Annotated in this window: 13 protein-coding genes and 1 tRNA gene; 11 read left to right on the top strand and 3 right to left on the bottom strand. The window is 65.3% G+C overall.

Translation table 11 applies throughout. The features are described from left to right. Window positions 1–18: 18 nt before the first annotated feature. The 3 genes from NFH66_RS14330 to ispB form a co-directional block, all read right to left on the bottom strand. Window positions 19–825, bottom strand: a complete 807-nt coding sequence (locus NFH66_RS14330; protein ID WP_349610875.1) for a hypothetical protein — start codon at window positions 823–825, stop codon at window positions 19–21. 413 nt (window positions 826–1,238) lie between these two features. Then, a tRNA-Pro gene (locus NFH66_RS14325) sits at window positions 1,239–1,315 on the bottom strand. Window positions 1,316–1,396: 81 nt separating this feature from the next. Beyond that, window positions 1,397–2,395, bottom strand: coding sequence for an octaprenyl diphosphate synthase (gene ispB, locus NFH66_RS14320; RefSeq protein WP_349610874.1), 999 nt, complete (start codon window positions 2,393–2,395; stop codon window positions 1,397–1,399). A 272-nt stretch (window positions 2,396–2,667) separates the two neighbouring features. On the opposite strand from ispB, the gene rplU reads away from it, so the two are divergent. The 11 genes from rplU (at window position 2,668) to NFH66_RS14265 (ending at window position 14,178) form a co-directional block, all read left to right on the top strand. Next, window positions 2,668–2,979: a 50S ribosomal protein L21 gene (gene rplU, locus NFH66_RS14315; RefSeq protein WP_161430266.1), complete on the top strand. Its 312-nt coding sequence runs from the start codon at window positions 2,668–2,670 to the stop codon at window positions 2,977–2,979. Between the two features lie 32 nt (window positions 2,980–3,011). Then, complete coding sequence (rpmA, locus tag NFH66_RS14310) at window positions 3,012–3,269, top strand: 50S ribosomal protein L27 (RefSeq protein ID WP_161430267.1); 258 nt, start codon at window positions 3,012–3,014, stop codon at window positions 3,267–3,269. A gap of 101 nt (window positions 3,270–3,370) precedes the next feature. Continuing rightward, window positions 3,371–4,558: an Obg family GTPase CgtA gene (gene cgtA, locus NFH66_RS14305; protein WP_349610873.1), complete on the top strand. Its 1,188-nt coding sequence runs from the start codon at window positions 3,371–3,373 to the stop codon at window positions 4,556–4,558. A 13-nt stretch (window positions 4,559–4,571) separates the two neighbouring features. Continuing rightward, complete coding sequence (gene proB / locus NFH66_RS14300) at window positions 4,572–5,711, top strand: glutamate 5-kinase (RefSeq protein WP_349610872.1); 1,140 nt, start codon at window positions 4,572–4,574, stop codon at window positions 5,709–5,711. A gap of 184 nt (window positions 5,712–5,895) precedes the next feature. Further along, window positions 5,896–6,162, top strand: a complete 267-nt coding sequence (gene rpsT, locus NFH66_RS14295) for a 30S ribosomal protein S20 (RefSeq protein WP_349610871.1) — start codon at window positions 5,896–5,898, stop codon at window positions 6,160–6,162. Between the two features lie 196 nt (window positions 6,163–6,358). Continuing rightward, complete coding sequence (gene murJ, locus NFH66_RS14290) at window positions 6,359–7,882, top strand: murein biosynthesis integral membrane protein MurJ (protein ID WP_349611746.1); 1,524 nt, start codon at window positions 6,359–6,361, stop codon at window positions 7,880–7,882. 141 nt (window positions 7,883–8,023) lie between these two features. After that, window positions 8,024–9,061 (top strand): bifunctional riboflavin kinase/FAD synthetase, encoded by a 1,038-nt coding sequence (ribF, locus tag NFH66_RS14285; RefSeq protein ID WP_349610870.1) that lies wholly within the window; start codon window positions 8,024–8,026, stop codon window positions 9,059–9,061. A gap of 10 nt (window positions 9,062–9,071) precedes the next feature. Beyond that, window positions 9,072–11,909 (top strand): isoleucine--tRNA ligase, encoded by a 2,838-nt coding sequence (ileS, locus tag NFH66_RS14280; RefSeq protein WP_349610869.1) that lies wholly within the window; start codon window positions 9,072–9,074, stop codon window positions 11,907–11,909. Between the two features lie 84 nt (window positions 11,910–11,993). Then, window positions 11,994–12,482, top strand: coding sequence for a signal peptidase II (gene lspA / locus NFH66_RS14275; RefSeq protein ID WP_349611744.1), 489 nt, complete (start codon window positions 11,994–11,996; stop codon window positions 12,480–12,482). 264 nt (window positions 12,483–12,746) lie between these two features. Then, complete coding sequence (gene fkpB / locus NFH66_RS14270) at window positions 12,747–13,208, top strand: FKBP-type peptidyl-prolyl cis-trans isomerase (protein WP_349610868.1); 462 nt, start codon at window positions 12,747–12,749, stop codon at window positions 13,206–13,208. 10 nt (window positions 13,209–13,218) lie between these two features. Continuing rightward, window positions 13,219–14,178: an RpnC/YadD family protein gene (locus NFH66_RS14265; RefSeq protein WP_349610867.1), complete on the top strand. Its 960-nt coding sequence runs from the start codon at window positions 13,219–13,221 to the stop codon at window positions 14,176–14,178. Window positions 14,179–14,204: the final 26 nt, after the last annotated feature.

Below are 14,204 nucleotides of genomic sequence, written 5' to 3'. Positions count from 1 at the left end.
GGGCCGCCATTATAAGGGTTACAGTAAAATTTTTGGAAGCCACTGATAGGCGGTAGCTATTGCCGCTGGAATGATCGCCATACCGAAAATTACAGACAGGCACCCTTGGCGATGGCCATGTGCTTTGTTTGTAGGTCTGGGTGATCGTGGCTCTCTATGTGGAGGCTGCTTACTGTATTTTGGCTTTTCTCGGCTAGGTGAATTTTCAGGAGCAGATTCTGCTTCTGTCCGTTCCCTAATTAGTTGAACTGCAGCCTTGTAGGCTTTTGTTCTTCGATGTTCTACGTTTTGCCGCTGTGCTGATGAGATAACTGAGGTGTCTTTTTCAAGTTCGCTTGCAATTTCGCTAAAAACAGGGTCGTCAAGGTGACGGCTTTGGCTTTTTTGTGGTCCAGTGAGGTCGAGGTAGGCGTTGTAAGCTAGCCAGGTAAGAAGCTTTTTTTCATTTCCTTCACGAGAGAGGTGATGCCATATTTGTCCAATGGCATTTTTTTCACCTGTGTATTGCGTTAACTCAACTCCGAATCTGCTAGCTGTTTCTCGTGTGAGAGGAGTGGCTAAATAGTCGTCGTCTTGGTTGAGCGATATGAGGTCGCTAATTTCTTTTTTTGAAACGTCGGCAGGTATTGTTATTCCAAGACTTATGGCATATTCCATCTGTCTTTCAGTTGGGGCTTCGGGCGGTAGTTCGATTACTTCTTCTACATTGGTTCCGTCTTTTTCAGCAGAAGTTCTTGCGGAATTTTCGTCAATGGCAGAGTAGATTCTTCTTCTTTTTCGACCGCTTTCTTTACCGACTCCGGTGACTTCGTATCTCGGCATCATGGTCCCCCTTTTCTTGTGAAGCCCATTTCATAATCGTGGCGCCACTTACTCTTCGGCATATGATTAACGTAGCCTAATTTAACCATTCCGACCAATGTAGGAGATATTAAATTAATATTTTCTTACATGTTTGAGACGCTGGTGACTGGGGAAGGGCTGCACTCGTCCGGTGCAGGCGCTACGATTACCATGCTGGATGCCCTCATTAGGCAATCTGGCTCGAGTCCAGAGTTCGTGCAGTGGGTTGGGGCTTTCAATGCAGCTCGCGCTGCCGCTCAGGAGCATGCAGAAAAAAACCGGCCACTGTGGGCCGGTTCTTCGGAGACTAGGTGAAGTGGACGCATGGTGGACAGTTGATCGCGGAATTTTCCGCTATCGTAAGCCAGCGATTACCACCTAAGTCTTTGATAAACTGGTCGGAGTAGCAGGATTCGAACCTACGACCTCTGCCTCCCGAAGGCAGCGCTCTACCAAGCTGAGCTATACTCCGATGTCGTTCTCGAGGGGTGTCCCTGATCAACGCAGCGTAGTTTACGCAGGTGGCGGGAAAATGCAACCCCGCCAGGCATTTTCATGCCTGGCGATCCACCGCCAAGTGGGCCAGTTCGGCCATGCTGTCGCGGTAGGGGCTTGCGGGTAGCGCCTCGAGCTGGGCCAGGGCCCGGTCGGCCATCTCCACGGCACGCTGGCGGGTGTACTCCAGGGCGCCGGTGGCGTCGATGATCTCCAGCACCTCCTGCAGGTGGTCGAGGCCACCCTGGCGGATCGCCTGGCGGATCACCTTGGCTTGCGCCGGGGTGCCCTTGGCCATGGCCTGGATCAGCGGCAGGGTGGGCTTGCCCTCGGCCAGGTCGTCGCCGACATTCTTGCCCATCGCCTCGGCATCGCCCTGGTAGTCGAGCAGGTCGTCGATCAGCTGGAAGGCCAGGCCCAGGTAGCGGCCGTAGTGCTGCAGCGCGGCCTCCTGTTCCGGGGTGGCCTCGGCAAGGATGGCGCCGCTGTGGCTGGCCGCCTCGAAGAGCATGGCGGTCTTGCCCTGGATGGTCTCGAAGTAGGCGGCCTCGTCGATGTCCGGGTTGCCGACGTTGGTGAGCTGCTGCACCTCTCCCTCGGCGATCACGCAGGTGGCGGAGGAGAGCACGTCCATGATCCGCATGGAGCCCACCTCGACCATCATCTGGAAGGAGCGTGAGTAGAGGAAGTCGCCGACCAGTACCGAGGGGGCATTGCCCCAGGCGTCGTTGGCGGTGGCCTTGCCGCGCCGCAGGTGAGACTCGTCCACGACATCGTCATGCAGCAGGGTGGAGGTGTGCATGAACTCGATCAGGGTGGCCAGTGTCACGTGGCGGTCGCCCTGGTAGCCCAGCGCCCGGGCGGCCAGCAGTACCAGCAGCGGGCGCAGCCGCTTGCCACCGCTGGCAATGATGTACTGACCGATGGTCTCGACCAGCGGGATGCGCGAGCCGAGCTGGGCCATGATGGTGCGATTGACGGCGGCAAAGTCCTCGGCCACGGCGGCGTGGATCGGGGAGGGTGCGGCGATGTCGGAAACTGGAGCGTGGGTGGGCATGGAGGCGATATCGACGGTCGGTTGGGGGCCGGGGCGAGGTGGCCCCCTCTGGCCATGGATTGCCGGCCATGCTATGGGGCCCCCTCGGGGGCGTCAAGGCGCGCTGCCGGGCGGCGGGACGAACGGCGTGTTTCGCGGGTTGTCTGGGGCGTCGCCTGTCGTTATAATTCGCGACCCACTCATCTCGCTCCCTGTCAGATGGCTGCCAAAAGGGGCGCCACTCGAAGCAGGCCGACGAAGAGCCCAACCCGATGAGTCCTGGAGAGAGAAGCATGTACGCAGTTATCAAGAGCGGTGGCAAGCAGTACCGCGTTCAGGAAGGCCAGACCCTGAAGCTCGAGAAGATCGAAGTCCCCACCGGCGAGTCCATCGACTTCGACGAAGTGCTGCTGGTCGGCAGCGAGGACGAGGTCAAGGTCGGCGCGCCGCTGGTTGACGGTGCCAAGGTCTCTGCCGAGGTCGTCTCCCACGGCCGTGGCGACAAGGTGACCATCATCAAGTTCCGTCGCCGCAAGCACCACATGAAGCGTCAGGGCCACCGCCAGTGGTTCACTGAAGTCAAGATCACCGGGATCTCCGCCTAAGCGGTCCATCCCCCTGAACGGAGGTTTATTCCATGGCACATAAGAAGGCAGCGGGCTCTACCCGTAACGGTCGCGATTCCGAATCCAAGCGCCTTGGCGTCAAGCTCTTCGGTGGCCAGGCCGTGAACGCCGGCAACATCATCGTTCGCCAGCGCGGCACCAAGTTCCACGCCGGCACCGGCGTCGGTATCGGCCGTGACCACACCCTGTTCGCACTGGACGAGGGCGTGGTCAAGTTCGAGACCAAGGGTCCGAAGAACCGCAAGTTCGTCAGCGTCGTCTCTGCCTGAGACGCCTGACCCTTGCCGCGAGAAGGCCCCGCCACGGCGGGGCCTTCTTGTACGTATACTCAGGCGGGTGGGACGGCATATTGCCGTCAGGAGAGTGACAGATGCAGTTCGTCGACGAATCCTCGATCATCGTGGAGGCCGGCAAGGGGGGCAATGGCTGCCTCAGTTTCCGCCGCGAGAAGTACGTGCCCAAGGGTGGTCCCGATGGTGGCGACGGTGGCCATGGTGGCAGCGTCTACCTGATCGGTGACGACTCCCTCAACACCCTCATCGACTTCAAGTACCAGCGCTTCTACAAGGCCCAGAACGGCCAGCCCGGCATGGGTCGGCAGATGAGCGGTCGGGCCGGTGAGGACCTGCACGTCAAGGTGCCGGTAGGCACCACGGTGATCGACGAGGACACCCTCGAGGTGATTGCCGACGTCACCGAGATCGGCCAGGTGGTGCTGGTGGCCCAGGGCGGCCGCCGTGGACTCGGCAACATCCACTTCAAGTCCTCCACCAACCGCGCGCCGCGGCGGACCACGCCGGGCACCGAGGGCGAGCGTCGCAACCTGCGCCTGGAGATGAAGGTGATGGCCGACGTGGGCCTGCTGGGCATGCCCAATGCCGGCAAGTCGACGCTGATCCGCGCCGTCTCCGCGGCCAAGCCCAAGGTGGCCAACTACCCCTTCACCACCCTGGTGCCCAACCTCGGCGTGGTGAAGCTCGGCATGCACGAGCACTTCGTGATGGCCGACGTGCCGGGCCTGATCGAGGGCGCCTCCGACGGTGCCGGCCTGGGGCTGCGCTTCCTCAAGCACCTGACCCGGACCCGGCTGCTGTTCCACGTGGTGGATGTGGCGCCCTTCGACGAGTCCGACCCAGTGGAGGCCGCCGAGGCGATCATCCACGAGCTGGGCGAGTTCTCGCCGGCCCTGGCCGAGCTGCCACGCTGGCTGGTGCTCAACAAGCTCGACCTGCTGCCGGCCGAGGAGCGCGAGGCGACGGCCGACGAGATCGTGCGCCGGCTCGATTGGCAGGGGCCGGTGTTTCGTATCTCGGCGATCTCCGCCGACGGCACCGATGCCCTGGTGCAGGCCGCCTATCGCTGGCTGACCGAGCAGCGCCAGCTCGAGAACGAGGACGAGGAGGCCGCCGAGCGTGCCCGCGAGATGCGCGCACGCATGGAGGACGAGGCGGTAGCCCGCACCGAGGCGCGGCTGGGTCGCAAGCGCAAGACGGCCGACGAGGATGATGGCGACTTCGATGACGACGACTACGACGTCGAGGTCGAATACGCGCCTTGAGGATCGAGAGCGAATGGAAAGCAACGAGCAGGTGGCAGGCCGCGAGGCGCTGATCGGCGCCCGACGGGTGGTGGTGAAGATCGGCAGCGCGCTGCTGACCAATGACGGTCGCGGCCTCGACGAGGCGGCGATCGGCGGCTGGGTGGACCAGATCGCCGCGCTGCACAAGAGCGGCATCGAGGTGGTGCTGGTCTCCTCCGGGGCGGTGGCCGCGGGCATGGTGCGCCTCGGCTGGCAGGTGCGCCCCTCGGCGGTGCACGAGCTGCAGGCCGCCGCCGCGGTGGGCCAGAATGGCCTCACCGAGTGCTACGAGGGCCACTTCGCCCGCCACGGCCTGTTGACCGCCCAGGTGCTGCTGACCCATGACGACCTCTCCAACCGCAAGCGCTACCTCAATGCCCGCTCGGCGCTGCGTACCCTGGTCGGCCTACGGGTGGTGCCGGTGATCAACGAGAACGATACCGTGGTCACCGACGAGATCCGTTTTGGCGACAACGACACCCTCGGCGCCCTGGTGGCCAACCTGCTGGAGGCCGATGTCCTGGTGATCCTCACCGACCAGGAGGGGCTGTTCGACGCCGACCCGCGCTCGAACCCCGCGGCCTCGCTGATCAGTGAGGGGCGGGCCGATGACCCGGCGCTGGCCGCGGTGGCTGGCGGCAGTGGCGCCCTTGGGCGTGGCGGCATGGCCACCAAGATTCGCGCCGCGCGCCTGGCGGCGCGTTCGGGGGCCGTCACCGCCATCGCCGGTGGGCGTCAGGCCGAGGTGCTCGAGCGACTGATGGCTGGCGAGCGCCTGGGCACCCTGCTGCGCCCCGACCAGGCGCCCATCGCGGCGCGTAAGCGCTGGCTCGCCGGTCAGCTGCAGGTGCGCGGCACCCTGACCCTGGATGCCGGGGCGGTGAAGGTGCTGCGTAGCAGCGGCTCGAGCCTGCTGCCGGTGGGGGTGAAGGCCGCTTCCGGCGCATTCCGCCGCGGTGACATGGTGCTGTGCGTCGATGAGGCCGGCGAGCGAGTGGCCAAGGGGCTGGTCAACTACGGGGTCGACGATGCGCAGCGCATCATCGGCCAGCCCAGCCACCAGATCGAGGCGATCCTCGGCTTCATGGAAGCGCCGGAACTGATCCACCGCGATAACCTAGTGGTGTTGTAGCAAGCGCGGCGCGGGCTGTGGTAGGATGCGCCATCCTCTCAGACACGGCCCGTGAACGATCGCCGCACCAGCAGCGGTCGGCCAGATGGCCAAGCCGGCGGAAAGGCTTCTCTTTTCTGCCGGTTCAATACGTTATAGCAGCCGTCATTACACGGGCGGCGATGAATCTCCAAGGAGACAGCAAGTGGCAAACAGCAAGCAAGCTCGCAAGCGCGCCCGTCAGGCCGAAGGTCGTCGTGTCCTGAAGGCCAGCCAGCGCAGCATGGTCCGCACCCATATCAAGCGCGTCATCAAGGCCATCAACAGCGGCGATCACGCCCAGGCCATGGCCGAGTTCCAGAAGGCGCAGCCGATCATCGACCGCATCGCCGACAAGGACGTGCTCTCCAAGAAGCGTGCCGCACGCATGAAGAGCCGCCTGAACAAGCGCATCAAGGCCCTGGCTGCCTAAGCCGGTCAGATGCCATCGAGACGAGGCCTGCGTGGCTAGCGTCTCGTGAAAAAACCGGCTGCGGCCGGTTTTTTTGTGGCCGCCATTCATGGGGCAGATGAAGAGCCGAGGAACGGACGTGACGGATCGCGAACAGTCGCCACCGGCGCCGGTGGACGAAAGTGACAAGGTGGTGGCCCCCAAGGGCGGTGGGCTGATGCGCTCGGGCCTGGTGGTCAGCGTGATGACCATGCTGTCACGGGTGATGGGGCTGGCGCGCGACGTGGTGATCGCCGCGCTGTTCGGCGCGGGGCAGGGCGCCGATGCCTTCTTCGTCGCCTTCAAGATTCCCAACTTCATGCGCCGGCTGTTCGCCGAGGGGGCCTTCAACCAGGCCTTCGTGCCGGTGCTCTCGGAATACGCCACCCGCGGCAGTCGCCGCGAGGTGCGCGAGCTGCTGGATGCCGTCTCCGGCAGTCTCGCCGCGGTGCTCTTCCTGCTGACGGCGGTGGCCATGTTCGCCGCCCCCTGGCTGGTGTGGGTATTCGCCCCCGGCTTCGGCCGCGACCCGGCCAAGCTAGCGCTCACCGCCGACATGCTGCGGCTGACCTTCCCCTACCTGCTGCTGATCTCGCTGACCGCCTTCGCCGGCAGCGTGCTCAATACCTGGAACCGCTTCGCGGTGCCGGCCTTCACCCCGGTGCTGCTCAACCTGTCGCTGATCGGCGCGGCGTTGCTGCTGACCCCGCTGTTCGAGCAGCCGGCCATGGCGCTGGCCTGGGGCGTGCTGATCGCCGGTGGTGCCCAGCTCGCCTTCCAGGTGCCTTTCCTGGTGCGGTTGGGGCTGGCGCCGCGGCCCTGGCCGAGCTTCGCCCACCCCGGCGTCAAGCGGATCATGGTGTTGATGGTGCCGGCGCTGTTCGGCGTCTCGGTGTCCCAGATCAACCTGCTGCTGGATACCGTGCTCGCGTCTCTGCTGGCCGCCGGCAGCGTCTCCTGGCTCTACTACTCCGACCGGCTGGTGGAGCTGCCGCTGGGGGTGTTCGGCATCGCCATCGGCACCGTGATCCTGCCGGCGCTCTCCAGGCGCCATGCCGCGCAGTCCGGCGAGCACTTCAGCGCCATGCTCGATTGGGCGATCCGCGCCGTGCTGCTGCTGGGCCTGCCCGCGGCGCTGGCCCTGGCGGTGCTCGCCGAGCCCTTGCTGATCTCGCTTTTCCACTACGGCGCCATGACCGAGCGCGATATCGTCATGGCAGCGATGAGCCTGCGCGCCTACTCCCTGGGCCTGGTGGCCTTCATGCTGATCAAGGTGCTGGCGCCGGGCTTCTTCGCCCGCCAGGACACCAGGACGCCGGTGAAGGTGGGCATCATCGCCATGGTCGCCAACATGGTCTTCAACCTGATCCTGATCTGGCCCTTGGCCCACGCCGGCCTCGCCCTGGCCACCGCGCTCTCGGCCTTCATGAACGCCGGCCTGCTGGGCTGGCTGCTGCGCAAGCAGGGCGTGCTGTTGTTCCAGCCGGGCTGGGGGCGCTATGCGGTGCAGCTGTTGGGCGGCTGCGCGGTGATGGGGCTGGGCCTGGCCTGGGCCGCGCCGGAGTGGCAGGCGTGGCTCGGCTGGGGCATCTGGCAGCGCGTCGCCTGGCTGGCCGCCCTGGTGGTCGGCGGTGCGGCACTCTATTTCGTCTGGCTGGCCGCCACCGGGGTGCGCCTGCGGCACTTCAGGATGAAGAGCTGAGGCTGGTGTCGAGCTCAGCATCCCTCCTGCAGCATGACCTGACGCTGAAGACTAGGTCCGCCCCGGCTGTCAAGGGGCCGGCTGTCCGGTATAATCGACGCTTTGACCACCTTTCGACGCCGAGCGGGGCTCCACTACGCCATGCAAGTGATTCGAGGACTGCACAACCTGCGCGACGAGCACCGCGGCTGCGTGGCCACCATCGGCAACTTCGATGGCGTGCATCGCGGCCACCAGGCGATCCTCGAGCAGTGTCGCGAACAGGCCCGCCGCCTCGCGCTGCCGGTCGTTGTGGTCGTATTCGAGCCCCAGCCCCGGGAGTTCTTCGCCGGCGAGCAGGCTCCGCCGCGGCTCACCCGCCTGCGCGACAAGGTGCGCTTGCTGGGCGAGGCGGGGGTGGAGCGGGTGCTCTGCCTGCCCTTCAACGACGCCCTGCGCAGCCTGACCGCCGAGGCCTTCATCCGTCGCGTGCTGATCGACGGCCTGGGCGTGCGCCACCTGGTGGTGGGCGACGACTTCCGCTTCGGCTGCGATCGCCGCGGTGACTTCCACCTGCTCACCGCGGTGGGCGCGGCCAACGGCTTCGGCGTGGAGCACACCCGCACCTTCACCATCGACGACGAGCGCGTCTCCAGCAGCCGCATCCGCACCCTGCTGGCCAGCGGCAACTTCGCCGCCGCTGCCGCCCTGCTGGGCCGCCCCTATCGCCTGGGTGGGCGAGTGGTGCCCGACCAGAAGCTCGGCCGCACCATCGGCGTGCCCACCGCCAACCTGCCCCAGCCGATGCGCTCCCTGGCCTTGCAGGGGGTCTACGCGGTGATCAGCGAGCTGCCCGATGGGCGCCGCCTGCCCGGGGTGGCCAATATCGGCTGGCGCCCCACCGTGGGCAGCACGCGCCCGGTGCTCGAGGTGCACCTGTTCGACTTCGATGGCGAGCTCTATGGCGAGCGCCTGACGGTGTTTCCCTGCGCCAAGCTGCGCGGCGAGGTGAAGTTCGACGACTTCGCGGCCTTGAAGCACCAGATCGGCCTCGATCAGCGGCGGGCGCGCGCCTATTTTTTTCAGCACCCCTTCCTCAAGAACGATGATTCTCTTCCTCTGGCATCGGCGCCGTTGGCGCGCGAGGCCGTGACACTCGATTCCTCGGCGGGTACGCCCGCCGACCATGACGACGGCTGATCCCCAGGATATGAGCGACTACAAGCCCACTCTGAACCTGCCAGAAACCGACTTCCCCATGCGCGGCATGCTGCCCAAGCGCGAGCCTGCCCGGCTGGCGCAGTGGCAGCAGCTGGACCTCTATCACCGCCTGCGCGCGGAGCGCCAGGGCAGGGAGTTGTTCGTGCTGCACGATGGCCCTCCCTACGCCAATGGCAGCATTCACCTGGGACACGCGCTCAACAAGATCCTCAAGGACATCATCGTCAAGTCGAAGAACCTGGCCGGCTTCGATGCTCCCTACGTGCCCGGCTGGGACTGCCACGGCCTGCCCATCGAGCACAAGGTCGAGACCACCCACGGCAAGCACCTCGAGCCCGAGCGGGCCCGGGCGCTGTGCCGCGAGTATGCCGCCGAGCAGATCGAGGATCAGCGTGCGGGCTTCATCCGCCTGGGCGTGATCGGCGACTGGGACAACCCCTACCGCTCCATGGACTTCGCCAACGAGGCCGGCGAGATCCGCGCGCTTGCCGACATGGTCGAGGCGGGCTACGTCTTCAAGGGCCTGAAGCCCGTCAACTGGTGCTTCGACTGCGGCTCGGCCCTGGCCGAGGCCGAGGTGGAGTATCAGGACAAGAAGTCCGACGCCATCGATGTGGCCTTCCCTGTCGATGACGCCGAGCGCCTCGCCGCTGCCTTCGGCCTCGAGGCGCTGCCCAAGGCCGCCGCCATCGTGATCTGGACCACCACCCCCTGGACCATCCCCGCCAACCAGGCGCTGAACGTCCATCCCGAGTTTACCTACGCCCTGGTGGATACCGGCGAGCGGCTGCTGGTGCTGGCCGAGGAGCTGGTCGCGTCGTGTCTGGATCGCTTCGGGCTCGAGGGCGATATCATCGCCACCGTCACCGGTGAGCGACTGGACGGCGTCGACTTTCGCCACCCCTTCTACGACCGCCTGTCGCCGGTGTACCTGGCCGACTACGTGGAGTCCGAGGTGGGCAGCACCGGCATCGTCCACTCGGCCCCGGCCTACGGCGTCGACGACTTCGTCACCTGCCGCGCCCACGGCATGTCCTTCGATGAGATCGAGAGCCCGGTGCAGGGCAATGGCGTCTACGTCGACGACCTGCCGTTCTTCGGTGGCCAGATGATCTGGAAGGCCAACCTGCAGATCGTCGCCAAGCTCGACGAAGTGGGTGCGCTGATGGCCCATCAGACCATCACCCATAGCTACATGCACTGCTGGCGCCACAAGACGCCGGTGATCTACCGCGCCACCGCCCAGTGGTTCGTGGGCATGGACGTGGCCGGCAAGGACGGCCGCACCCTGCGCGAGAAGGCGCTGGAGGGCATCGAGTCCACCGCTTTCACCCCGGCCTGGGGCAAGGCGCGCCTGCACAGCATGATCGCCAACCGCCCGGACTGGTGCATCTCGCGCCAGCGCAACTGGGGCGTGCCGATCCCGTTCTTCCTGCACAAGGCCACCGGCGAGCTGCACCCGCGCACCGTCGAGCTGATGGAACAGGCCGCAAGCCGCGTCGAGGCCGAGGGCATCGATGCCTGGTTCCGCCTCGACCCCGCCGAGCTGCTGGGCGAGGAGGCCGCCGACTACGACAAGGTCACCGATACCCTGGACGTCTGGTTCGACTCCGGCACCACCCATCGCCATGTGCTGCGCGGCTCGCACCCCCACGGCCACGCCGAGGGGCCGATCGCCGACCTCTACCTGGAGGGTTCCGACCAGCACCGCGGCTGGTTCCACTCCTCGCTGCTCACCGGCGCTGCCATCGACGGCCACGCGCCCTACCGGCAGCTGCTGACCCACGGCTTCACCGTGGATGAGAAGGGCCGCAAGCAGTCCAAGTCGCTCGGCAACGTGGTCGCCCCCCAGGCGGTGATGGATAAGCTCGGCGCCGACATCCTGCGCCTGTGGGTCGCCTCCACCGACTACTCCGGCGAGATGGCGGTCTCCGACGAGATCCTCAAGCGCACCGCCGATGTCTACCGGCGCATCCGCAACACCTCGCGCTTCCTGCTGGCCAACCTCAACGGCTTCGCACCCGAGCGCGACGCGCTGCCCTTCGCCGAGATGCTGGCCCTGGACCAGTGGGTGGTGGACCGCGCCGCCCAGCTGCAGGCGCGCATCCAGAAGGCCTATGAGGAGTATCGCTTCCTCGACGTCTACCAGCAGGTGCACGGTTTCTGTGCCCGGGAGCTCGGCGGCTTCTACCTGGACGTGATCAAGGATCGCCAGTACACCACCCAGGCCGATTCCGTGGCGCGGCGCAGCGCCCAGACCGCGCTCTACCACGTGGTCGAGGCACTCGCGCGCTGGGTGGCGCCGATCCTCAGCTTCACCGCCGAGGAGATCTTCGAGAACATCCCGGGCAGCCGCGGCGACAGCGTGCTGTTGGAGGAGTACTACACCGGCCTCGCCACCCTGGAGGGCGACGCCGCCATGGGCCGCGACTTCTGGGAGCGGGTGCTCGAGGTCAAGCAGGCGGTCAACAAGTGCCTGGAGGACGCCCGCAACGCCAAGACCATCAAGGGCAGCCTGGCCGCCGAGGTCACCCTCTACGTCGACGACGAACTGCACGCCACCCTCGCCAAGCTGGGCGACGAGCTGCGCTTCGTGATGCTCACCAGCGAGGTGACGCTCAAGCCGCTCGCCGAGGCAAGCGAGGCGGCCGAGGCCAGCGACCTCGAGGGCCTGAAGGTGGCCGTGGCCGAGAGTGCCAACGGCAAGTGCGAGCGCTGCTGGCACCATCGCGAGGAGGTGGGTACCCACGCCGAGCATCCGGACCTCTGCAGCCGCTGCATCAGCAACCTGCCGGAAGGCCCCGGCGAGACGCGCCGGTTTGCCTAGAATCCCCTCAGGAGACGTTCGATGTCACAGCAAGGCGAGACGCCCATGAGCGAACGGCAGGCGAGTCAGGATCACACGGTGCCCATGCGCCAGCCGCTGCGCTGGCTGTGGCTGGCCGTAGCGGTGATCGTGCTGGATCTCGGCACCAAGTACCTGGCCAGCGGGCAGCTCGAGTACGCCCGGCCGGTGGAGGTGCTGCCGTTCTTCAACCTGACGCTGTTGCACAACACCGGGGCGGCCTTCAGCTTCCTGGCCGGGCATCCCGGCTGGCAGCGCTGGTTCTTTGCCGCCATCGCGGTGGGCGCGAGCATCGGCCTGACGGTCTGGATGCGTCGCCTGAAGCGCGACGAGACACTGCTGGCGGCCTCGCTCGCCATGATCATCGGCGGCGCCCTGGGCAACCTCTACGACCGCCTGGTGCACGGCTACGTGGTCGACTTCCTCTCCTTCCACGTGGCGGGCTGGTACTACCCCGCCTTCAACGTGGCGGACATCGGCATCACCCTCGGCGCCATTGGCCTGATCTGGGAGTCGCTGTTCGGCGAGAAGCGCCGCGCCCGGCAGCGTGGCTGACGGCTGAATGGTAGGAGGCCGGCTCCGCTGCGCGACTGGTGCCGAAGGCGCCCCGGCGAGGCACCCAGAGCAACGACGAGTTTCTGTAAGAGGGCAGCTCCGCTGCGCGAATGGCGCCGAAGGCGCCCCGGCGAGGCACCCAGAACAACGACGAGTTTCTGTAGGAGGGCAGCTCCGCTGCGCGACTGGCGCCGAAGGCGCCCCGGCGGAGTTGTCCAAGCCTCGCCACCGAACCGAAATCCTGTTTACCGAGTCCCAAGACCCATGACCGACCAGAATAGCCCCCAACACCGCATCGACGAGGGTATGGAAGTCACCCTGCACTTCACCCTCAAGCTGGAAGACGGCACCGTGGTGGATTCCACCCGTGACAAGGCTCCGGCCACCTTCCAGGTGGGCGACGGCAACCTGCCGCCCGGCTTCGAGCATCCCATGAAGGGCATGAGTGCCGGCGAGAGCGCCACCTTCGAGATCACCCCGGAGCACGCCTTCGGCCAGCACAACCCGCAGAACATCCAGCGTCTCAAGCGCGATGACTTCGGCGAGGAGCCGCTGGAGATCGGCACCGTGATGTCCTTCGCCGACCCCAGTGGCGGCGAGTTGCCTGGCGTGATCAGTGCCATCGAGGGCAATCAGGTGGACGTGGACTTCAATCACCCGCTGGCCGGGCGTACCCTGACCTTCGAGGTGGAAGTGCTGGACGTGAAGCCCGCCACCACGCATTGAGGTGACCTTGATGGGGACAACTGCCCGCGGCAACAGCGATTTCGACTCCCCCTGGAAGGAAGCGCTCGAGCACTATTTTCCGCAGTTTCTCGAGCTGCTGTTACCGGAGATGCATCGGGATATCGACTGGCAGCGCCCCCACGAATTCCTCGACAAGGAACTGCAGCAGGTGGTGCGTGACAGCGAGACGGGGCGCCGCCACACCGACAAGCTGGTCAAGGTGTTTACCCTGGACGGCAGCGAAACCTGGGTGCTGGTCCATGTGGAAGTCCAGGGCAAGGCAGACCGTCACTTCAATGCCCGGATGTTTCGCTACTACTATCGACTGCAGGACAAGTACCCGCAGCGCCGCATCACCAGCGTGGCTATCCTGACGGACAAGGGCAGCCATCGAGCCGTGGGGCACCATGAGCAGATGTTGTGGCAGACGCGACTCAGCTTCACTTTTCCGGTGGTGGACCTCCAGCGCTGGCAGCAGGATCAATCATCGCTCGAGAACAGCAGCAACCCTTTCGCGGTCGTAGTGTTGACGCAGTTGGAAGCTCATCGCACCAAAGGCGATGACAACGCCCGACTGGTGTCCAAGTTCAGCCTGATGAAACGCCTCTACCGGCGTGGCTACAGTCGCTCGGAAGTACTGGAGCTGCTCAGGCTGATAGACTGGATGCTGGCACTGCCGCCGGAGCTGGAAGAGAAGCTTGGGGCCCAGATGGCCCGCTTCGAGGAGGAGGTAAAGATGTCGTATGTCACATCATTCGAGCGCATCGCAGAAAAGCGTGGTATGCAGCGCGGTATGCAGCAGGGCGAGGTCAGCGGCCGGGCCCAGATGCTGTTGAAGCTGCTGGTGCTGAAGTTCGATGAGTTGCCTGCGTCAATCGAGTCAAAGGTTAGCCAAGCTGGAACGGAGGAGCTCGAGGTCTGGGCCGAGCGGGTGCTGACGGCTGACAGCCTGGACGACATTTTTGCGTGATACCCGACACATCAAGGCAAGGCAAT

It is taken from the genome of Halomonas sp. H10-9-1, assembly GCF_040147005.1.
Classification (GTDB): Bacteria; Pseudomonadota; Gammaproteobacteria; order Pseudomonadales; family Halomonadaceae; genus Halomonas.
The sequence above is the reverse complement of the archived record's forward strand: the minus strand, read 5'-3'. Positions and strand labels throughout refer to the sequence as shown.